General features: G+C 31.2%; 14 protein-coding genes and 1 tRNA gene. 6 read left to right on the plus strand and 9 right to left on the minus strand.

The genetic code is table 11. The features are described from left to right. The first annotated feature begins 117 nt into the window (after positions 1–117). The 4 genes from Q0684_RS00710 (at position 118) to Q0684_RS00725 (ending at position 2218) form a co-directional block, all read left to right on the plus strand. Positions 118–870, plus strand: coding sequence for an alpha/beta hydrolase (locus Q0684_RS00710; RefSeq protein ID WP_299012124.1), 753 nt, complete (start codon positions 118–120; stop codon positions 868–870). 50 nt (positions 871–920) lie between these two features. Further along, positions 921–1394, plus strand: a complete 474-nt coding sequence (locus Q0684_RS00715) for a retropepsin-like aspartic protease (RefSeq protein ID WP_299012125.1) — start codon at positions 921–923, stop codon at positions 1392–1394. A gap of 41 nt (positions 1395–1435) precedes the next feature. Further along, positions 1436–1888, plus strand: coding sequence for a GatB/YqeY domain-containing protein (locus Q0684_RS00720; protein ID WP_299012126.1), 453 nt, complete (start codon positions 1436–1438; stop codon positions 1886–1888). Between the two features lie 256 nt (positions 1889–2144). Continuing rightward, positions 2145–2218, plus strand: a tRNA-Arg gene (locus Q0684_RS00725). Between the two features lie 53 nt (positions 2219–2271). Here the strand turns inward: Q0684_RS00725 and Q0684_RS00730 are convergent. From Q0684_RS00730 to Q0684_RS00750, 5 genes are all read right to left on the minus strand, one after another. Next, complete coding sequence (locus tag Q0684_RS00730; protein ID WP_299012127.1) at positions 2272–9459, minus strand: T9SS type A sorting domain-containing protein; 7188 nt, start codon at positions 9457–9459, stop codon at positions 2272–2274. Positions 9460–9630: 171 nt separating this feature from the next. Then, the gene (locus Q0684_RS00735) at positions 9631–10911 is read right to left on the minus strand and encodes an FAD-dependent oxidoreductase (protein WP_299012128.1); all 1281 of its coding nucleotides are present in this window, start codon (positions 10909–10911) and stop codon (positions 9631–9633) included. Then, positions 10892–12274 (minus strand): exonuclease domain-containing protein, encoded by a 1383-nt coding sequence (locus Q0684_RS00740; protein WP_299012129.1) that lies wholly within the window; start codon positions 12272–12274, stop codon positions 10892–10894. The genes Q0684_RS00735 and Q0684_RS00740 overlap by 20 nt, the downstream gene beginning before the upstream one ends. 1 nt (position 12275) lies before the next feature. Next, positions 12276–12932, minus strand: coding sequence for a ribulose-phosphate 3-epimerase (gene rpe, locus Q0684_RS00745; RefSeq protein ID WP_299012130.1), 657 nt, complete (start codon positions 12930–12932; stop codon positions 12276–12278). A 471-nt stretch (positions 12933–13403) separates the two neighbouring features. Then, on the minus strand, positions 13404–14267 hold the full coding sequence (locus Q0684_RS00750) for an RNA polymerase sigma factor RpoD/SigA (protein WP_018942691.1): 864 nt from the start codon (positions 14265–14267) through the stop codon (positions 13404–13406). 227 nt (positions 14268–14494) lie between these two features. Here Q0684_RS00750 and Q0684_RS00755 point away from each other — a divergent pair, with 227 nt between their 5' ends. Continuing rightward, positions 14495–15061 carry a sigma-70 family RNA polymerase sigma factor gene (locus tag Q0684_RS00755; protein ID WP_299012131.1) on the plus strand — a complete coding sequence of 189 codons (567 nt, stop codon included), beginning with the start codon at positions 14495–14497 and terminating at the stop codon, positions 15059–15061. Between the two features lie 633 nt (positions 15062–15694). Here Q0684_RS00755 and Q0684_RS00760 read toward each other — a convergent pair. The 3 genes from Q0684_RS00760 to Q0684_RS00770 form a co-directional block, all read right to left on the minus strand. Continuing rightward, complete coding sequence (locus tag Q0684_RS00760; RefSeq protein ID WP_299012132.1) at positions 15695–16438, minus strand: hypothetical protein; 744 nt, start codon at positions 16436–16438, stop codon at positions 15695–15697. An 88-nt stretch (positions 16439–16526) separates the two neighbouring features. Further along, complete coding sequence (locus Q0684_RS00765; RefSeq protein ID WP_299012133.1) at positions 16527–18134, minus strand: Ig-like domain-containing protein; 1608 nt, start codon at positions 18132–18134, stop codon at positions 16527–16529. 54 nt (positions 18135–18188) lie between these two features. After that, positions 18189–18875: a ComF family protein gene (locus Q0684_RS00770; RefSeq protein ID WP_299012134.1), complete on the minus strand. Its 687-nt coding sequence runs from the start codon at positions 18873–18875 to the stop codon at positions 18189–18191. Between the two features lie 152 nt (positions 18876–19027). Here Q0684_RS00770 and Q0684_RS00775 point away from each other — a divergent pair, with 152 nt between their 5' ends. Further along, a complete protein-coding gene (locus tag Q0684_RS00775; protein ID WP_299012135.1) occupies positions 19028–20575 on the plus strand; it encodes a glycine--tRNA ligase in 1548 nt (515 codons plus the stop codon). Between the two features lie 301 nt (positions 20576–20876). On the opposite strand, the gene groL is transcribed toward Q0684_RS00775, so the two are convergent. Next, complete coding sequence (gene groL, locus Q0684_RS00780; protein ID WP_299012136.1) at positions 20877–22514, minus strand: chaperonin GroEL; 1638 nt, start codon at positions 22512–22514, stop codon at positions 20877–20879. Positions 22515–22536 lie beyond the last annotated feature (22 nt).

The raw sequence follows: 22536 nt of genomic DNA on the forward strand, positions 1-22536 counted from the left end.
CAATATCAAACAAATGAGTAAATGTTAATTTTATTATCTAGATGCTATAAAAATTAATAGATTTACTAACCACAATATTATATGTTATACGCTTTAAGTTTTTTTTTGATAATTCTTGTGTCTATAATCCTACTTTATATTGGGCAAGAGCATCTTATTTTTTTAAACAGAGCTAAATTAGATAAGAACTATAAATACTCATTTAAATATAATTTTGAAGAATTGTTTCTACAAACGGCGCCAAATACTATTATTAATGCACTTCATTTTAAACATAAAGAGCCTAAAGGCGTTATTTTATTTTTTCATGGAAATGAAGGGAATTTGAAAAAATGGGGTAATAAAGTTTCTTTTTTAATGAAATACAATTATGATGTTTTAGTGTATGATTATAGAAAGTATGGCAAGAGTACAGGTGTTTTTAATGAAGAAGGCATGTACACAGATGCGCTTAAGGTATATGATTATTTAAAAAACACCTATTTAGAGAGTGAAATTGTACTTTATGGGTTTTCTATGGGAACTACTTTTGCGACAAGAGTAGCTGCAAAAAATAAGCCTAAAGAACTAATTTTAGAAGCTCCGTTTTATAGTTTGAGTAATGCAGTGCAATACAAGTTTAAATTAAAACCTTACAGCTTATTAAAATATAAATTTAACACTTTTTTATATCTTCCAGATGTTATTTGCCCTGTGAGCTTATTTCATGGTATTTTAGATAAAACTACTGCCTTTAAAGATTCTAAAGCATTATACCAATTAACCAATTCAGAAAATAAAACACTTTTAATTATAGAGCAAGGTACGCACCATAATTTAAAAGAATTTAAAACGTACAAAGAGAAATTAGAAGAAATATTATTGAGATAGTTTAGGATGCATTTTTTAAATTGTATTTTTGATGTATAGAATCTGTATTTATGAAAAGGTTAAAAAAAATCTTAAAAAAGCAAAAGTTTAAGCAAATAAAGTTAAAGAAAATTGCTACCAATCATTTAGAGTTAAAAGCTAAAATAAATGGAGTTAAAGGGCGCTTTATTTTAGATACTGGTGCCTCTAATTCGTGCGTAGGTTTAAATGCAATAGCACATTTTAATCTATTAGCCAAAGAAAGCGAAACTAAAGCAGCAGGTGCAGGAGCAACAGATATGGAAACCCAAATTTCTGAAAACAATAGTTTACAAATAGATAAGTGGAAAATTAAAGATTTTAATTTGGTATTGTTTGACTTGTCACATGTAAATACAGCACTAGAAAATCATAATGCCAAAAAGGTAGATGGTATTATTGGTGCAGATATATTGGAAAGAGGAAAAGCCATTATAGATTATAATAAAAATGTATTATTCCTGCGAAAAGCGAAAAAAGATTATAAGTTGAAAATTAATTTTTAATTGATTTTAAGTAAATAGTATATAATTTAAAACGAAAAAATATGAGTTTGCAAAAGCAAGTAATGGATAAAATGAAAGAGGCAATGAAGGCAAAAGATACAGTTGCCTTACAAGCTTTAAGAGCTGTAAAATCTGCCTTTTTATTAGCTAAAACAGAAACAGGCATACAAACAGAATTAACAGAAGAACAGGAAATAAAAATTATTCAAAAACAAGTAAAGCAAAGAAAAGACAGTGCTGCTATTTTTGTAAAACAAGGTAGAGAAGATTTAGCCGAGCCAGAATTGGCAGAACTTGCTATTTTAGAACAATTTTTACCAGAATCTCTTTCTGAGGAAGCCATTGAAAAAGTAGTTGTTGCTACTATTGCAAAATCTGGTGCAGAAGGTATGAAGGATATGGGTAAAGTAATGGGTATGGTGTCAAAAGAGCTAGCTGGTCAGGCAGATGGTAAAACCATTTCTACATTAGTAAAAAAGCATTTGTCAAATTAATTAAAGTGATTTTTGATAAAACTATTGTAGTTTACATTTTTATGCAGTTCAATTTTTTTTGTTTGTCATTTCAAACGTAGCGAAGTGTAGTTGAGAAATCTCGTATTTAAATTGATTTATCCTTAAAATTGAAATTAGATTAGTTTTAAATATTATAATTGACTTACAAACGGTGTATTTAAGATCGAATTCACGTTAATTACGTTTAAAAATTGTTGTCACTTTCTTGATTTTATTTGCCTAATCGTTAAATAATGGCTCCATAGTTCAACTGAATAGAATATCAGATTTCGGCTCTGAGGGTTGCAGGTTTGAATCCTGCTGGAGTCACAAAAAAAAGCGACCAAATCTTGGTCGCTTTTTTTTTATACTAGAATTTTAAATTATTCAATCAATACTTTTCTGTTAGACTTTCCTTTATCAGTCTTTACATTTATAATGTAAAAACCAGTAGGTAGTTTTTTATTAATTTTTAATTCGTATTTCTCTTGTTGTTCATTTATTTTCCAAGATGCAATTTCTTTACCTAAAATATCATAAAGCTGCACTTTATTTACGCTTATTTGTTCCTTTTTAGTAACTACTACAGTGTTGTTGTTATTATCAACATACATATTTGTAAAAGCGCTAATAACTTCTTCATTTACCGTCAGTGTTTTTAACGGTTTAAAAGCAAGGAAAAATCTATCTGTATAAGTTCCTTCTGCTAAATTTAATGTAATGCTATTTTTACTGATCTCATAAGAATCTCCTGTAACCTTATCTATAATATATAGATTTTTAGCAGGTACATTTTTTAATTCATCAATCATTAAATCAACTGTTCCAGAATAAGACATTTTAAGTTCTAAAGGAATCTCTAACTCATCAGAAATAGATTGTACCCCTGTAATTACAAAGTTACCCTCTAAACTAGGGAATTTCCAATAGATATCTGTAGTACCCGTATCAAACATTTGAGCATCATATCCTTTGTCATATGAAAAAGAGGTAAAAGAACTAAATGATACAGCTATCTGTCTGTGATAAGTTCTATTATCTATTTCATTTTTAAAGTCCATACCTAATTTTATAATAGGCAGTGTTGCTGTTTCGTTCTCAGAAGTTTTAGCAGACTTTCTAGCTTTTGTTTCGGCTTTAAAAAATATTGAGTTGCCTGTACCTTCTGTAACATATTGTCTTTGGCTGTTGTTAAAAGTTATAGAACCACCATCATTATCTCCACCAACAAAAAATCCTTGTCCTATGGCAACATAAGGTTCTGGATCTCTATAAGTAAATGTGCCTGGTGTTCCTACATTTGGTGCACAAGCTACTAAACCATCTGTATCAACTGCATTTAAGTATTCTATTTCTATAGGTAAACTGTCTAAATTAATTATGCTAATATCACTACCTGAAACCACACATGCATTAAATTCAAAAGTTCTAAAAGTACTACTGCTAGGAATTTTTAAGCTAGTTACACTTGTGCCGTTTTTCTTTAAAACTCCGTTTCCGTTCTCTAAAATATTTACGCTTACAGAATCTAGAGAAGTAGTTCTATATCTTATAATTAAATTCTCTACACTACTAGGTATATTTGTAAAAGTTAATAAAGAATTTGTTGTGGTTAAAGAAGCTACATTAATATTGGTAGCGCCATCTAGCACTGTTTGTAATAAACCGTTAGTAATAGTTGCAGTGTTAGCGGGTAAAGTAATGTCTTTTGGGCCAGATCCATTTTGTGCAACATTTATAGCACTAACACCAGTGGTTATATTTCTTGTTGCATAGCCTCCAATATAACCTGCAAAATTATGACCTGTGGTAGGTCCAGATGTATCTAGTTCACTAACATGCTCCCAAAAATACAATACACCTGTTGTAGCATCAAGATTGTCTTCTATAAATTCTTTTACACTTAGTGCAGAAGCGTAAGGGTTTGCAATTAAATAGGATTCACTTGCACCAATATTTGAGGTAATATTTCCGTCCTTTGGAACTCCTAAAAAGGTGTAGTTTTGAGCTCTACCTGGCCCTTTAAATATAAATCCATCAGCATTACCTAACACCCCATTACTCCCTTTCTGTATCCAATTAGCTACAGCTCCATTAGCAGGAGCAAAGCTAAATAGCCAATAATTTGCAAGTTGAATTGGATCTTGTGTATCCCCATCATAACCTCCAACAAAATTAATGTTTTTAGCAATGGTTGTGTTTATTGTACCAGAAAAATTAGTTGGTGTAGTACCATCTTTTAAAACATTACCAATAGTATAAGTTGCTGCACCAGAAACCTCTTTTACGGGAGAGCCTATATAATTAAACCTATAAATACTAGGTACCGTAGAGTTTTGGTCTACTAATAGTTTACCATTAGAACCGGCAGTAACTAAACTAGCAGATTCATGTGTCTGTATAAATTGCGCTCTACTATTGCTTGATGCATCTATTAACCTTATTTCTCCGTTTAAAACCACATCGTTAGTTACCACTAGTAAGTTGTCTGTAATACCTAGCTTAGTATTGTTATTTACGGTTAATTCTCTAGCGCTTAATGTTCCTGAATTGTGGTTGTAATCTTCGTTTATAACCACAGCACGAGAACGATCTGGGGCTCCATTACTCCAATTATTAGCTGTTCTTGTTGTGACATTTATACGATGTAAACCTAATAATGTATTTGCATTCGTGTTAGCATTTATAACTTCTGAAACCAAAGGAGCGTGTGGATGTCTGCCATCATTTGGATCTGCCAATGGGTTACCAAAAGGTAAAATAGAATCATCTATAAATGTTATCCATTCTTCTGTTGCAAAAGTGATATTAGGTATTAGTGTTTCATCTATTCTAACCAGAGAGGTGTTATTTTCAATGTTGGAAACAACATCAAAACGATTGCTCCAAGAAGATTCATTTCCGCTACTCGAGATCGTAATAATGTCATCACCATCTGCAATATCTGTTAAAGCATTATTTTCTATAATAATAGCATTTGCAGCTGGTGTACTAGGGGTAGTATTTGTAATTGTATTAGCAGAATTTCTAATTAATACAGATTGACCCGGTAAAATTGCAGAGGTAATACTTAGGGTTACGTCTGGTAAAACACCTAGAGGTTCTGTTGTTCGGTCTTTATACAATTGGATATTAATAGTATTGGCAGGTAGTGTATTTGCGCTGCTTATATTTGTAATTTCTATCCAACGTTCTGTGCCAAATTGGTAAACTTGTGTTATCATGATATCATCAGCTATTACTGAATCTCTAAAGTCTAAATCTCCATTACCCGGGTTAAAATCCCCATCTTCATCGTTAAAGGCATCTTCTAAAGATGTTGAATCTGTAACGGTATCATTTGCACCTACACCATCATTTACAGTTGATCCTAAAGTAGCGGTATCATCATTATCATCAAAAATATCGTTAATACCATCACTATCTGCGTCTGCGGTAATGTCTAAAATACTATTATTAGTGGTATCTCCATTTTCTTGAATGTCTAGAATTCCATCATTATCGGTATCTGTATCTAAAAAGTCAGGTTCGTTATCATTATCTGTGTCTTCTGGGCTTATACCAATTACCGTTCCATTTTCATAATTATCATCTACACCATTATTGTTTGCATCTGTAATTCCTGTGCCTATGCCACTTGGTTCTATATAGCCAGCAGTAGTTTGTGCCTCTACGTTATCTGGTATACCATCATTATCTGAATCTAGATCTAAGTAATCTGGTATACCATCTCCATCTGTATCTATACTTGTATTACAGGCTTCTGTAAAAGCACTATAACTTACATTGTCTATATTTAAATTACTTGAAACCTCGGTGTACGTAATTCTAATATCAGTTGCGTTAGTAGTAAGTGTATAATTAGTTGTAATAAAAATATTTTGAGCTGTAAACGTAATGTTTTGCGGATTTACAAAATTTACACCATCTGTAGATTCTGTAATTGTCATTATATTCCCAGAATTAACATCAAATATTTCTGAAACAATAGCAATATTTGTACCTGCTTGCACTGGTGCAGAACCACTTCTTAATGTTATTTGTAAAATTGAGCCATCGCGAAATAGTGATGCCGATTGATCATTAATACCATCAATAGCATCAGATTCTCTTGCTACATCATTTATGTCTGTAGCTAAGAAACCGTTAGCTCCAGGAATTACTATATCCGTACACTGTCCCTCTTCTGTATCTAAAATACCATCATTATCATCATCTAAATCTACAGCATCAGAAATACCATCTCCATCATTGTCATTATTTTCATCATCTCTAAAGTCTAAATCTCCATTACCCGGGTTAAAATCTCCATCTTGATCGTTAAAGGCATCTTCTAAAGATGTTGAATCTGTAACGGTATCATTTGCACCTACACCATCATTTACAGTAGATCCTAAAGTAGCAGCATCATCGTTATCATCAAAAATATCGTTAATACCATCACCATCTGCGTCTGCATTATTGTCTAATATACTATTGTTAATAGCATCTCCATTTTCTTCAATATCTGGAATTCCATCATTATCTGTATCTGTATCTAAAAAATCAGGTTCGTCGCTATTATCTGTATTTATAGGAGTTAACCCAGTTCCACTCGCATTTTCATAATTATCATCTACACCATTATCGTTTGAATCTGTTATTCCTGTGCCTATGCCACTTGGTTCTATATAGCCAGCAGTAGTTTGTGCCTCTACGTTATCTGGTATACCATCATTATCTGAGTCTGAGTCTAAAAAGTTTGGGAAGGTATCACCATCACTATCTGTACAAGATGCATTTCCTGTAAAATTGGATACAGTAATAGTTTGACGTTGAACAAGATTATCACCCTCAATGCCTAAAGTAACACTAGAAACTCCTATAAATTCGAAAAATGTTTGGTTTGGATCATTATTATTATTCCAAACAACTGGGGGGCCTGCGTTTACTATAGTACTCTGAGGACCTGGTATAATATTATCGTATGGTGTTATAAATGTTACAGATTCATTAGAATTATTACTTCTAAGACCGATAGTAACATTAACGTTTTGAGAAAAGGTATAGGTTATTAGTGCGGTTCCACTGGTCCCAACATAATCAATAACAAGTTGATTACTTCCAGTATCTACTCTTAAGTTTGGTGCATCTCCTATTATCTGTGTAAAATTATAATTAGCTGAAAGATCTACGTTGTTACAACTTTCTATAACTCCTAGATTACCTGTTGTTGCAGAGCCAGAGGTAACATTTGAAAAATCGATAACAGTTGGTGTTGTAATTAAAGAAGGGGCTGTATATCCTTCATTAGTATCTAAAATACCATCATTATCGTCATCTAAATCTGTAGTGTCTGGTATTTGGTCGCCATCATTATCATTTAATACCGTAACTGAAACCACTGCAACTTCACAATTGCTTGTTCCGCTTTCACAAATCTGGTAGTTAATTACATAAACTCCATCTGGAACGTTACTTGCCACATTTACTTGCCCTGAATTGTTTACTGTAACTCCGGCATTAATTGTACTTAATTGCGTGAGGTCTGTATTACTGGTTGTTGCTTGTACTCCTGCAATAGTATCATTAAGTAATACATCAAGTACATTAATATTCTCTAAACCTTCTATTACAGTTACAGCATCATTTACAGCGTTTATGACAAGATCTCTAAAGTCTAAATCTCCATTACCCGGGTTAAAATCTCCATCTTCATCATTAAATGCATCCTCTAAAGATGTAGAACCTGTAACGGTATCATTTGCACCTACACCATCATTTACAGTAGATCCTAAAGCAGCAGCATCATCATTATCATCAAAAATATCGTTAATACCATCATTATCTGCGTCTGCGGTAATGTCTAAAATACTATTATTAGTGGTATCTCCATTTTCTTGAATGTCTAGAATTCCATCATTATCGGTATCTGTATCTAAAAAGTCAGGTTCGTTATCATTATCTGTGTCTTCTGGGGTTATACCAATTATCGTTCCATTTTCATAATTATCATCTACACCATTATCGTTTGCATCTGCAATTCCTGCACCAATTCCACTTGGTTCTACATAACCAATAGTAGTTTGTGCTTCTACGTTATCTGGTATGCCGTCGTTATCAGAATCTAAATCAAAAATATTAGATAAGCCATCATTATCCGAATCGCAATCTAAAATAATATCAAAAGCCATTGCTTCACTTACTATTTGGCCGGGAACGCTATTACTATTAAAGCCTATATCTATTGGAAAATTATTTACGCCAGATAAGTCAATAAAAATACTCCAATTAGAATTTACTAAAAGCCCACCAGCAATGGTTAAAACTTGACCAGAATCTATACGATCTCCAGTAGTAAAACCTGTTATTTCGTTATTAGGGTCAAAAATAATTGCTTCTGTTCCTCCAGGCCAAGTTATATTTATGTCTTTGGTTATTTGACTTAATATAGTATTAACATTTGGCGCTTTACTCCCTACACGAATACCGTAAAGACTCCCGTTTGTTGCCTGATCAATACTAATTGTCATATTATGCGTTTGATTATTACCTTGATTCCAGAACAATTGCAAACCACTGATTACTCCGTTATTAAATTGATTTGTATTATGATCTGATACAATTGAAAAATTTGACGAGGCTCCTGAAGGGGAGGTAAAATCTCCAGAAAGTGTTGTAGTACCATTGCCTGAGGTAATATTTCCTTCTGGCACTGCACACTCTGCTGTATCTAAAATACCATCATTATCTGAATCCAAGTCATGAATATTAGGAACCCCATCTTCATCAGCATCACAAAGAGGTTGTCCTGCTTTTTGTCTCAAAGTAATGTCATCTAAAAGATAATCGTTACCAGATGATGTCTGACCTCTTCGAACTCTTATTTCTATATTTAAAGTGGTAGAGTTGCCAGAATTGATAGTTATGACATCTTCTTCCCATTCTCCAAAAGCTAAACCAGCACCACCTTGTAAAGTTTCTATAACTGTGCCGTTAACAAGAATTTGAATTGCTCCTCTGAAATCTACTGTGGTTAAATCTTCTCTACCCCATATCATATGGGCTAAACCAAATTCATATTCTCTGTTTGGTAGTACTGTTTCTGTAAAGCTAAGTACAGTTAAAAAATTAAAAGTTGTTGTGCCACTTGACCCTGCTTGAATACCAATTACCGTACCAGAGTTAGTAGAGCCCGTTGTATGATCTGTAATTACACCTGTTGTGCCAAAAGGGTCAAGACAAGGATCATTAGGACTACCAATATAATAAGTAGGATTTTGGCGAAACCAGATTGCTCCAAAGTTAACAGCAGGGCAACTTGTTGTTTGCGTTAAGGCAATGCTTGAAAAGATATTTAAGTTATATTCAAATACATCTTCTGTAGGACATTCTACTATATCGAAAATACCATCATTATCGTCATCTAAGTCAATTTCGTTTGTAATACCATCACCATCACAGTCTCCAGTTGCTGAAGTATCTGCACACTGCGCATAACTTGCAGTAGTAGCAGAAATTAATAATAACATAAACATTACTAAAAATGTAAAGGTTTGTTTAAGCATTTGGTTAGAAGTAATATTCTTCATTATGTTTTTTTGCTTTTTTTATATTTTCTCTTTCATTTATCTATAAAACAGTATTTTATATACTCTAATTTTTAAGAATTAGGGTTTAAATACAAATTTACAATAATTTTAACTATATTATTTTTTAGACACAATTTTTTCTAGAAGTCACAGTGCATAGTTTGGTCTAACTTATTTATATTCAGATGTAAGCTCGTCTGCAATTAAACCATCTTCTAAAGTTTGTATAACGCCTAATGCTGCTCTCTCACCAGAAATCATGGCTGCATTTAAAGAGCCATTTAACAGCTGATCTCCTGCTAAAAACAAAGTAGATTTTAACTTGGTTTCTGTACTAGAAATTTCATATTGTAAGTTGCTTAATTTTGGTAATGCTTTTTTAATGGTAAAGTGTTTAATAAATTGTTTAACATTTATATTACAAAGTGTTTTTAACTCTTCTGTTACCTTGTCAATTAATTCTGCCTCGTTTAAATTGTGGTTTTTTACCACAGTTACAGATAATAAGTCATGCTCATGTTTTATGGTGGTTGCAATACTTGTATGATAAAAGATGTTATTAATTAAAGCATTTTTGTTTGCAATTAAGCCTATTAATGGCTTTTTAATTACTTTATTTTCGGTTTCAAAATATAAGGTATCACAACTTTTCCATGCTGTTTCTTGGTTTTTTAAGTTTGCAACTAATGGGTTTGCGTCTGTTGCTATAATTGTAATTTGCGTTGCTAGCGTTTTGTTGTTTTCTAGTACTATTGCAGTATCTTTAACTTCTTTAACCTTTGTGTTAAATAAGAATGTGGTGTTTTTTAATTTAGATTTTAGTTGGTTTGGTATTTCTTGTATTCCTTTTTTTGGTAAAACAGCTAAACCATCGCCAAACATTTTATAAACAAACTCAAACATTCTACTAGAGGTTTCTAAATTAGGTTCTAAAAAGATTCCGCTAAAAAATGGTGTAAAAAAATCATTTATAATTGAAGGCGAAAAACCATAATCTTGCAGATATTGTAAGGTTGTTTTTTCTTTCTCAGCAAAAATGGCCGCTATTTTCTTTTTCTTTAAAAAGGCATTCAGTTTTAATATTTTTATTTTGTCTGAAAAATTACCAATACTGGCAAATATTGTAGGAAAAAGTAGCGGTAGATTTCTTAAAGGGTCACCAATAGTTTGTGCTTTGTTATTTTTAAAAATAGTTGCACCAGGCAAAAACTCTTGCAATTTTAGGGCTTTATAATCTAAGTATTTTTTAGCTGCAGGATAAGAAGTTAATAAAACTTGAAAACCATGATCTAAAGTGTATCCTTTTTCTATGTCTGATTTTACACGACCACCAACAGTTGCAGAAGCTTCTATAATTGTAGGATGATAACCGTAATTTTCTAAAATTTGTGCTGCAATTAAACCACTAATTCCGGCACCAATAATATTAATTTTATATGCTGATTTTTCCATTTTCTTCCTTTTGTTTCTTCTGCTTTCTTAAATATGCACCTAATATTTTTTGAATATCGCTATTGTCTCTTTTAGGTTCTATGTAAACTTCGTAATCTTTTGGTTGTGCTATTAAAGCGTCTTCCTCTTTATTAAGATAGCCAATTCCCTTGTAACTTCCATCTAAAATAAGTGCAAAACCAACTTCGTTTGCTGTTCTGCCAGTTTCTTTTAAAACCAAACTTTGTGTACCTGTATTAATAGATGCCATAGCTTGTTTTACTCTACTATTATAACTTTCTACAGTTTCTTTATTACAACAAACGCCTTTGCATGTTTTTAATTGATGATGAAAACAACGGGAAACATTAGTTTGTAAATGGCAGTATTTAGGGCAAAGTGTAAACTCTTCGCAAATTTGTTCTAAAAATTTTCTACAAGCTGTATTTGTAAAAAAGGTAAGTAATGGTTTTGGCGTTAATTTTAGTTTGTTAAACGCAAAGTGAATCACACCTTTTTGGTCTTGATAGGTAAATAAACCAATAGCTTCTCTTTTGTTTTTTTGTGCAAAATTAAATTTAGGGTAGTGTTTTTTAATTTCTGACGATTCTAGCAGAAGTGCCAACAACTCGCTACCAGTTTGTTGGTGAGAAATGTGTGCGATTTCTAGACACATTTGTTGCTCTTTTTTCTTTTTATCGTAAAAATGACTAATAACACGTTGTTTGATGTTATTTGCTTTACCTACATAGATTATTTCTTTTGCTGCATTTTTGAAATAATAAACACCAAAATTTTCTGGTAAATTATCTACAGTTTGTTTGTCTAATAATGGTGGTAAAGTAGCTTGTTTAGAGCGCGCGTTTAAAAAAGAGTTGATTATAAAATTTTGATCTCTTTCTATAAGTCTTCTTAACAGTTCTACAGTAGCTTCTGCATCTCCTTTTGCTCTGTGTCTTCCATTTATAGGAATATTTTCTCCAGAACAGATATTACCTAAACTATAAGAAGGTAAGCCAGGTACTATTTTTCTTGTTAAACGAACTGTGCAAAGTTTTTTGCGTTTCCAATCAAAGCCTAAATTTTTGAATTCGTCTCTAATAATATTATAATCGAAATTTACATTGTGGGCTACAAAAATTAAATCTTTTGTAATTTTTTCTACCTGCTCTGCAATTTCATAAAATTTAGGTGCGTTTCTAACCATTGCATTTGTAATGCCTGTTAGATTGGTAATAAACGGTGGTATATTTTGCTCCGGATTTACTAAAGAAGTAAATTCGTTTGTAATTTTTTGACCATTAAAAACCAGCACAGAAATTTCTGTGATTTTTTGGCCTTTATAGCCATTTCCTGTGGTTTCTATGTCTACAACAGCATACAATTTATGCCATTATGTTTTTTAAATCGGCTATAGTTTCTGTTGGGTTTTCTGCTCCAAAAACATAACTACCTGCAACTAGTACATTTGCACCAGCTTCTATTAATTGGTTGGCATTTTTATCTGTAACACCACCATCTATCTCTATTTGGCAATTGGCGTTAGAAAAGTCAATTAAATGTTTTAATTGACTTACTTTTTTGTACGTATTTTCTATAAAAGATTGTCCGCCAAAACCTGGGTTTACACTCATTATACATACCAAATCTAAATCTACAATAATATCTTCTAAAACAGCAATTGGTGTGTGTGGGTTTAAGGCTACACCAGCTTTCATTCCTGCCGCTTTTATGGCTTGTACAGTTCTATGTAAATGGGTGCAGGCTTCTGCATGTACTGTTAAAATATCTGCACCTAAATCTGCAAAAGTTTGTATGTATTGGTCTGGATTTACAATCATTAAATGTACATCTATTGTTTTTGTAGCATGCTTGGTAATTGCTTTTAAAACAGGCATTCCAAAAGAAATGTTTGGTACAAAAACACCATCCATAATATCTATGTGAAACCAATCTGCTTCACTATTATTTACCATTTCTATATCTCTTTGTAGGTTTGCAAAATCTGCAGCTAAAACTGAAGGAGCCAATAAATTACTCATTATTTTTTGATTTATTTTTTGACAAAGATACTAAGAAAGCTGCTGTTTTTTTAATTAAATATTCTAAAAGACTGTCGTGATTTTTAAGGTTTGTAAAAGTTGTTTTTTAATGATTATTGAAAAGGAAATGGTAAAACGAACAACATTTTTAAATTGAAAGAAGAAATTTTTAAGTATATGATTTGTAAGCTAAATGATATACATTTAAAATAATAGATTTTTATTAGTTTTTAAATAGAATAAAATTTGTTTTGCACTGCTAAAGCTGCCAAACAAGTTTAGCCGCGATTGAAATGGCATCCTTTTTTTACTTCCATTTGTGGTAAAAAAAGATAGAATGTAAAGCTGGAACCTGCTTGCCGGCAGGCAGGATAGCTTCAAAAAAAACTCCCAAAAGTTAATCTGAGAGTTTTAAATATGTTACATACTTTATAAGAGCATGTGTAAATTACTTAGATAAATCTGAGATTTCTAGCCTAAATAAGTCATTAAAATTTTAGATCTAGAAGTATGTTTTAATCTTCTAATTGCTTTTTCTTTAATTTGACGCACACGTTCACGAGTTAAATCGAAAGTTTCGCCAATTTCTTCTAAAGTCATTGGTTGGTGTTCACCTAAACCAAAGTATAATTTTACAACATCTGCTTCACGTGGTGTAAGTGTTTCTAAAGCCCTGTTTATTTCTATTCTTAAAGATTCGTGTAATAAAACTCTATCTGGATTTGGAGATTCACCAGAGTTTAAAACGTCATATAAATTAGAATCTTCACCTTCAATTAAAGGAGCATCCATAGATACGTGACGTCCAGAATTTTTCATAGATTCTTTTACGTCATTAACAGTCATGTCTAATTTCTTAGCAATTTCTTCTGCACTTGGTGGGCGCTCATTTTCTTGCTCTAAGAACGCATACATTTTGTTAATTTTATTGATAGAACCAATTTTATTTAACGGTAAACGTACAATACGAGATTGTTCTGCTAAAGCTTGTAAAATAGATTGACGAATCCACCAAACTGCGTAAGATATAAATTTAAAACCTCTAGTTTCATCAAAACGTTTTGCTGCTTTAATTAAACCTAAATTACCTTCGTTAATTAAATCGGGTAAAGTTAACCCTTGGTTTTGATATTGTTTTGCAACAGAAACTACAAAACGTAAGTTTGCTTTTGTTAGTTTTTCTAGAGCTCTTTGGTCTCCTGCTTTAATAAGTTGTGCTAATTCTACTTCTTCATCTGCAGTAATTAAATCTACTTTACCTATTTCTTGTAAATATTTATCTAGTGATGCAGTTTCTCTATTGGTAACCTGCTTGGTAATTTTAAGCTGTCTCATATTTTATATGCGAGTTGTTTTGATGATTAAAGTATACCCGCAATTATTGATACGTAACAAAAGCTGTTTTTGTTACATTTTTTTTGTTTTTTTTTTTAAATGAAGAAAAGTCGAATTTATAAAAAGATGTTTTTTAACCATTCACCGATTTAATTTTACCGTTTATCTTTTTTTAAATTCTAAATGTGACTTATTCTGTTTATTCGTGTCATAAAAACACAGAAACATTGAAAGCACTAGCATTAAAAATTACCGACGAAGAATTAGTATTTGAAATTGTAAGGACCAATAACGCAGATTTATTTGCAACTTTATACGATCGTTTTTCTACAGTTGTATATAATAAATGTTACGGTTTTTCTAAAAGTAGGCAAGAGGCAGAAGATCTAATGCAAGATATATTTGTTAGTTTATTTGTAAAGTTAAGAAGCTTTAAAGGTAATTCTAAATTTTCTACTTGGTTGTATTCCTTTACTTATAACCATTGTGTAAATTATGTTCAAAGAAGTAGCTATAAGAAAAATGAAAAAGTTACTGTAGTTACAGATGTAATTCAAGAACAAAGTACTGCAGATGAAGATGATGAGAAATCATTATTAGATTTAAAGTCTTCTAAATTGGCAAAAGCCTTAACCATATTAGACCCTTGTGATAAAATGATATTATTAATGAAGTACCAAGATGATAAAAGCATTAAAGAGTTAGCGGGGCTTTTAAATCTTGGAGATAGTGCTGTTAAAATGCGTTTGAAAAGAGCGAAAGCAAAGGTTATAAAAATTTATCAATCCTTATAAAAAAGAATGAATAAATCGTTCAAAAAAATTCTCCCGTCACATAAAATTTCATCAAAAGTAAAGCGCAATGTTTTAGTTGATGTGAAAATGGTTGCAAAGACTTTACAAATAGCAGATAAATATGTTTTAAAATATCCCAAAACACTTACCAATTTTTTTATAAAAAATAAGTAAATATTATCCCTTAGTATAACTATATTGAGTATACCATTTCTTTTTTTAGCTGTATTTCTTTAGTATAGTAAATAATATTGCAGTTAACTTGTATCAAAGACTATTATTAAAGCCCCGTATTTTTAATTAACAATTTACATATTTTATCTTCCTTTCTCAATTATAATCTTGTCTTTAATCTTAATAAATTGCTAGCGCAGTCCAAAAGAAAAACCTTTTTTTACAAGTGAATTATTTGCTTTTTTTTACTTATATAATTGCTGTAAAATGAGTGTTTTTAAATTTAAGATAGGATTATTCCTTAAAATCACTTTTTACCCTTTTTAATTTCTTTTGATGATAAACTTTTTATTTTATCAACCAAAAACCTTGATTTATCTATTTTTATTTAAATAATTAGAAAAGCGCCTGTACTTTAAGCGCTGCGTTAACTTTTAATTGACTCATTCAATTAGAAGTTTAATAAAATAATGGGCCACTAAAGTTTATATGATATACAATACCTAATTGTATATCAAGTGCCCATTCATTATTTCTGTTTTCTACACGATCTGTTTGTAGGCCATCAATTTTATCAGAAAGAAAATAAGTGTAATTATATTGTGCAACTAAATCTATTTTTTCGGCTATTTTTAATCGCGTGCCAATACCAATATTAACTCCTAAAGATTCACCAGACCCAATAAATAAGAAGTCTTCATTTCTGTATTTAATAGGTAAAACTGTAATGTCTTGTCTCCAATCTCCAAGGGTAGATTCTAATGAGTTATTGTAAAATGAATATTGTAATCCAAAACTTACAAAAGGGTTAAAAGAGATGTCTGATGCTTGATATACAAATTCCTCTAAAGGTTTTAAAAAGTACTCTACATTCATACTCAGATTTAATATATTAACGCCTCCTCTCATGGCTCTTAGTCTTTCACCTTCCGGAGATTGTTTTTCGGCAAAAATACCATGATGTTCTAATTTTGTATTGGTAACATATTGTATAGCTGTTTTTACCATTAAATGATTTTGTAAAATATCATTTGGATCCCAACGCAAAGTATTATTGTAAAAAGATAAGTAGTGCGCAACAGTAATAGATAAATTATTATTATTTAATTCACTAGGTAAATGCCCTCGTTCTCCATAATCGGTTTGTAAACTGGTAGAGCCAAGAAATACCCCAACATCGTGTGTTAAGTACTGAGCATTCAATTTAAAAATTGAAAAAATAAACAGTATTGTTAGTATCGGTAATTTCAATTGCCTTAGGGTTAAGCTAATTACTCAAAAGTATAGCAAATTATTCAATTGTAAAAGTATTTCCTTCTAAAAAATTGTTAGCTCTTACATTTAAGATTTCTGAAAAGTATATCACTTTTTCTGGCATTTGCTTCTTTAAAAAGTTACCTGTATCCCAAATTCTATTATTGTTTTTATCAATAATGGCTCTAAAAGTATATTTATTAGGTTCTAATTGTTTAAATATTAGTGTTTCTGTGCTTTTTATGTAGTTTCGTTCTATAATTTTATCTTTATCAGCGAGTAAATCTACTATTACATTGTAATTCTTATTATTTACTACTTGTAAAGTTATTCTTCCATAATCTTCAAATTCTTTAGTAGAAAAGTTGTAATTTAATGTATCATTTTTTACAGCAAATAAATCTCTTATAGCACCTGGTAATAATTGTAATTTATAGCGTTCTTTTTCTTTTTTCTTAAATAATAACCCTATTTTGTTTTCTTTTTTAGATATCATTTTGCGATAGTCTACATTTATTGTATCCTTATCTGTAAATATAATTTTGGTAGTGTCTACGTGTATTATTGGATTATTACTTTTTATAAAAAAAGTATCTCTAAAATGTAAAACACTATTAGTGGAAGCTGATAATTGTAAAGAGTCTATTTTCTTTTTTCTTAAAAATACAGTTACAGAATCTATAAAGTTAGCGTTAGAAATTGTAAAGTTTAAAGAATCTGCATCTATGGGTGTGTGCCAGTAATTTAAGGTGTCTTTTTCTAAATCTAATTTTGCAACGCTTTTAAAAGAATCGGGTACTTTAGAGAGTAAATTTACTTTTAAATCTTTTATTTTACCTTCATAACCAAATTCTATTTTACCTTTTGTAATTTCTTTTCCTCTTTTAAATTTATAAGGTTGTATTTCTTTAAAAAGCCTTATGTTTTCTGCTATAATACTATCTCTAGGTAATTGTAACGTATCTGTATAAAAACCAATTTTATCTACTTTTGGATCAAAAATATAATCGCTACTGGCATCTTCTATAGCTATCAAAAGATACTTGCCTTTTCTTAAATTTGTAAATCTAAAACCTGTGGTGTCAATAGCCGTAGTTACATAGTTTGGTTTTTCTTTATAAATTATAGAGTCTGTATAGGTACTATCAATTTTATACAATGCCAAATCTATTCTTTTGGGCTTGGTGTTTTTAAATGCGTCAGAAATTATACCAGTAGAGGTTAAAGAATCTATATATGTACCCGTAGAAAATATGTATTTAAATCCTTCTAAAACGTTACTCTCATTATTGTCTTCTACAGCATTACCAAAATTAAAAATATAAGTTGTATTTAATTTTAAGGTATCTATTATTTCTATTTTTAGAAATTTACTTGCCGTTCCTTGTGGGGTAATTAAAAGCGGATTTTTTAGTGGTGGAGAAACTATTAATTGTTTGTTTAAATCTTTTAGTTTTATAAATTCATTAAAATAAAGTTTAATCTCTTTCTTATTAAAGTTAATGGATTTATAAGGAGGCTCAGAGATTACAAACAAGGGGGCTTTTTCATCTTTAGGACCACCATCTGGCCTGCCTGTTTTTGCACAATTAATAAATAATATAATGCTTGTAGTAAATAATAAAAACTTAAAATAGAGTCTCACAAAAAATAAATTTGATACAAAGTAACAACATATTTTTCATTTAAAAGATAATTTTTATTCTGTAAAGGCAATAGTAACAACGCTTATTTTAATGTTTTTAGTTTTTTGCAATGCTTTGGCGCAGGCTTCTAAAGTTGCACCTGTAGTAATTACATCGTCTACCAATAGAATATGTTTATTTTCAAGAGAAGAAGTATTATTTATGTAAAATTTGTGCTCTAAATCAGAAAATCTGTCAAATCTAGATTTAAAAGTTTGGGTAGTATCAGAAAATTTTCTTTCTAAAATATTGCTTGCAAGTGGTTTTTCTAAATGCTTGCTCAGTTGTTTAGCTAGTTTGTAAACTTGGTTATAACCTCTTTCTAGTTTTCTTTTTTTATGAATGGGAACAGGTACAATGTAATCTACCGATTTAAATTCTTTGTTTTCTTTCAGTTTTTCGCCTAACCAATTGCCAAAAAACACACCAATATTTTCATTTCCTTTGTACTTTAATTCATGTATTAACTTCTTTGTAATACCTGTTTTTCTAAAAAATAATAAAGCATATGCTTTTTCAATAGAAACTCTGCCATAAAATGTTTGCGTAACTTTATTATTAGAAAAATTGGTAAAGTTTGTTTCAGGTAAATCGTGTCTGCATAAAGTACAAATTACGTTTTCATTCTTTAATAACAAATGTTCGCAATTGGCACATAATTTAGGGTAGAAGAGGTGAAATAAATCGCTTAGGAAATTCAATTTTATAGTTTTTGTTTTAAAGATACATAAAATTGAGGTTTTTATTTAATATCATTATTCTATTATGTCAAATTATTACGCTTTTAGAGGTCTTAAAATGAACTACTTTTTTTCTTGAAAAATTTCTGTAAACGTTTATCTTTGTCGGCATTATGGCAAAACAAGAAGATCAATTTAAAAAGGTATTATCGCACGCAAAAGAGTACGGTTATGTATTTCAATCATCAGAAATTTATGATGGTTTAAGCGCGGTTTACGATTACGCTCAAAACGGAGTGGAGTTAAAAAAGAATATTAGAGATTATTGGTGGAAAGCAATGGTGCAAATGCATGAAAACATTGTTGGTATTGATGCTTCTATTTTAATGCACCCAACAACCTGGAAAGCTTCTGGGCACGTAGATGCGTTTAATGATCCTTTAATAGATAATAAAGATTCTAAAAAAAGATACAGAGCAGATGTTTTGGTTGAAGATTTTAGAGAAAAAATAAATCAGAAAATAGAAAAAGACGTTGCCAAAGCAAAAAAACGTTTTGCAGATGCCTTTAATGAAGAGGAATTTAGAGCTACCAATCAAAATGTATTGCGTCGTCAAAAACAAATAGACGAGATTACTTTAGAATTAACTAGAGTTCAAGAAGAAAGTGATTTGGCTGGTTTTAAACAATTAATAGAAAATTTAGGTATTAATTGTCCTGTTTCTGGTTCTAAAAACTGGACAGAAGTAAAGCAGTTTAACTTAATGTTTGGTACCCAAATCGGTGCTTCTGCAGAAAGTTCTACTCAAGTATATTTAAGACCAGAAACAGCCCAAGGTATTTTTGTAAACTTTTTAAACGTACAAAAAACAGGTCGTATGAAAATTCCTTTTGGAATTGCGCAAACGGGTAAAGCGTTTAGAAATGAGATTGTTGCAAGACAATTTATTTTTAGAATGCGCGAGTTTGAACAAATGGAAATGCAGTTTTTTGTAAAACCAGGTACACAAAAAGAATGGTATAACTCTTGGAAAGAAACGCGTTTAAAATGGCATTTATCTTTAGGAATGGGAGCAGAGAATTATCGTTTTCATGACCATGATAAATTAGCACATTACGCAGATGCAGCAGCAGATATTGAGTTTAATTTTCCATTTGGATTTAAAGAGTTAGAAGGAATTCACTCTAGAACAGATTTCGATTTAAAAGCGCACGAAGAATATTCTGGGAAGAAATTACAGTATTTTGATCATGAAGAAAATAAAAGTTATGTGCCTTATGTGGTAGAAACTTCTATTGGTTTAGATAGAATGTTTTTAGCTGTTTTTTCTAACGCTTTACAAGAAGAAGATTTAGAAAACGGAACATCAAGAACCGTATTAAAATTGCCAGCAGTTTTAGCACCATATAAAGCAGCCATTTTTCCATTGGTTAAAAAAGATGGTTTGCCAGAAGTTGCCAAACAAATTGTTGCCGATTTAAAATGGGATTTTAATGTGTTTTATGATGAAAAAGATGCGGTTGGTAAACGTTATAGAAGGCAAGATGCTGCAGGTACACCATTTTGTATTACTGTAGATCATGATTCTTTAGAAGATAAATCTGTTACCATACGTCATAGAGATACAATGGAGCAAAAACGTGTGGCTATTGCAGATTTAAAAGATATAATTAAAGCAGAAGTTGATGTAAAAACTTGGCTTCAGAAGATGGAGAATTAGGTTTTAGTATTCAGTTCTCAGTCATCAGTATTCAGTTGGCAGTATTCAGTTGGCGGTTTCACTCAGACTTAAATTATAATTATATAGATCTCACAGGCTTTTAAAATTTGTGAGGTCTTTTTTTTGATTTATAACTAAAAAATCCGTTAGGAAATTTCTAACGGATTTTTTTATTGGATTTCTCCATAAAGTCGAAATGACAGAAAAGAGAAAAGTTTTATTTTAATTCAGATAAATTACTTCAAAATTGATAAAATCATTTTACACAACAGCGAAATAATTATCTGCAGCGATTCGCTGCCTACATCATTCCTGGCATTCCACCACCCATTGGAGGCATTCCACCACCAGCAGGAGCATCTTCTTTAATATCTATTAATGCACATTCTGTAGTAAGAATCATTCCAGCAACAGAAGCTGCGTTTTCTAAAGCAACACGTGTTACCTTTTTAGGGTCGATGATTCCAGCATCTAACATATTTACATATTGATCTGATTTTGCATCATAACCAAAGTCTTTTTTACCTTCTAAAACTTTGTTGATTACTACAGAACCTTCACCACCGGCATTTTCTACGATAGTTCTTAAAGGTGCCTCAATTGCTTTATTTACAATTTGTACACCTGTAGTTTCGTCTAAGTTTTCTGTAGCTAACTTTTCTAAAACTTTTTTAGCGCGTACTAAAGCAACACCACCACCAGCTACAATGCCTTCTTCAACAGCAGCTCTTGTAGCGTGTAATGCATCATCAACTCTGTCTTTTTTCTCTTTCATTTCTACTTCAGAAGCAGCACCAACATATAAAACAGCAACACCACCAGCTAATTTAGCCAAGCGTTCTTGTAGTTTTTCTTTGTCGTAATCAGAAGTAGTCGTTTCTATTTGTGCTTTAATTTGGCTTACTCTTGCTTTAATGGCATCTGCATCTCCAGAACCATTTACAATTGTAGTATTGTCTTTATCAATAGTAATACCTTCTGCAGTACCTAATAAATCTAAAGTTGCATTTTCTAAAGAGAATCCTCTTTCTTCAGAAATTACTGTTCCACCAGTTAAAATAGCAATATCTTCTAACATTGCTTTTCTTCTGTCTCCAAAACCTGGCGCCTTTACAGCAGCAATTTTTAAACCACCACGTAATTTATTTACTACTAAAGTTGCCAATGCTTGTCCATCAACATCTTCTGCAATAATTAATAAAGGTCTACCAGACTGAGAAACTGGCTCTAAAATTGGTAAAATTTCTTGTAAGTTAGAAATCTTCTTATCGAATAATAAAACATAGGGATTTTCTAAATCTGCAATCATTTTATCTGCATCAGTAACAAAATAAGGCGATAAGTAACCTCTGTCAAACTGCATACCTTCTACAACATCTACATACGTATCTGTTCCTTTAGCTTCTTCAACAGTAATTACACCTTCTTTACCAACTTTACCAAAAGCAGTTGCAATTAAATCTCCAATAACGCTATCGTTATTTGCAGAAATAGCGGCTACTTGCTGAATTTTATCAGAAGAATTACCAACTTTTTGCGTTTGCTTTTCTAAATCTGCAACAATAACTTCTACAGCTTTATCAATACCACGTTTCAAATCCATTGGATTTGCACCTGCAGCAACATTTTTTAAGCCTTCTTTTACAATTGCTTGTGCCAAAACAGTAGCAGTTGTAGTTCCATCACCAGCTAAATCGTTAGTTTTAGAAGCCACTTCTTTTACCATTTGAGCTCCCATGTTTTCTAGCTCATTTTCTAACTCTACTTCTTTTGCTACAGAAACACCATCTTTAGTAACTGTTGGCGCACCAAAAGCTTTAGAAATAATTACATTTCTCCCTTTTGGACCTAAAGTTACTTTTACTGCATTTGCTAATGCATCTACTCCGCGTTTTAAGCCATCTCTAGCTTCTATATCAAATTTTATATCTTTTGCCATTATTATTAGTTTAAGGTTCCAA

Source organism: uncultured Polaribacter sp., from assembly GCF_947503875.1.
Lineage (GTDB): Bacteria > Bacteroidota > Bacteroidia > Flavobacteriales > Flavobacteriaceae > Polaribacter.

Bases quoted from the DNA above. Each gene is read 5' to 3' on its own strand.
- Q0684_RS00730 (WP_299012127.1), bottom strand. From the start codon at position 9,459: ATGAAGAATATTACTTCTAACCAAATGCTTAAACAAACCTTTACATTT.
- Q0684_RS00715 (WP_299012125.1), top strand. From the start codon at position 921: ATGAAAAGGTTAAAAAAAATCTTAAAAAAGCAAAAGTTTAAGCAAATA.
- Q0684_RS00750 (WP_018942691.1), bottom strand. From the start codon at position 14,267: ATGAGACAGCTTAAAATTACCAAGCAGGTTACCAATAGAGAAACTGCA.
- Q0684_RS00775 (WP_299012135.1), top strand. From the start codon at position 19,028: ATGGCAAAACAAGAAGATCAATTTAAAAAGGTATTATCGCACGCAAAA.
- Q0684_RS00735 (WP_299012128.1), bottom strand. From the start codon at position 10,911: ATGGAAAAATCAGCATATAAAATTAATATTATTGGTGCCGGAATTAGT.
- rpe (WP_299012130.1), bottom strand. From the start codon at position 12,932: ATGAGTAATTTATTGGCTCCTTCAGTTTTAGCTGCAGATTTTGCAAAC.
- Q0684_RS00720 (WP_299012126.1), top strand. From the start codon at position 1,436: ATGAGTTTGCAAAAGCAAGTAATGGATAAAATGAAAGAGGCAATGAAG.
- groL (WP_299012136.1), bottom strand. From the start codon at position 22,514: ATGGCAAAAGATATAAAATTTGATATAGAAGCTAGAGATGGCTTAAAA.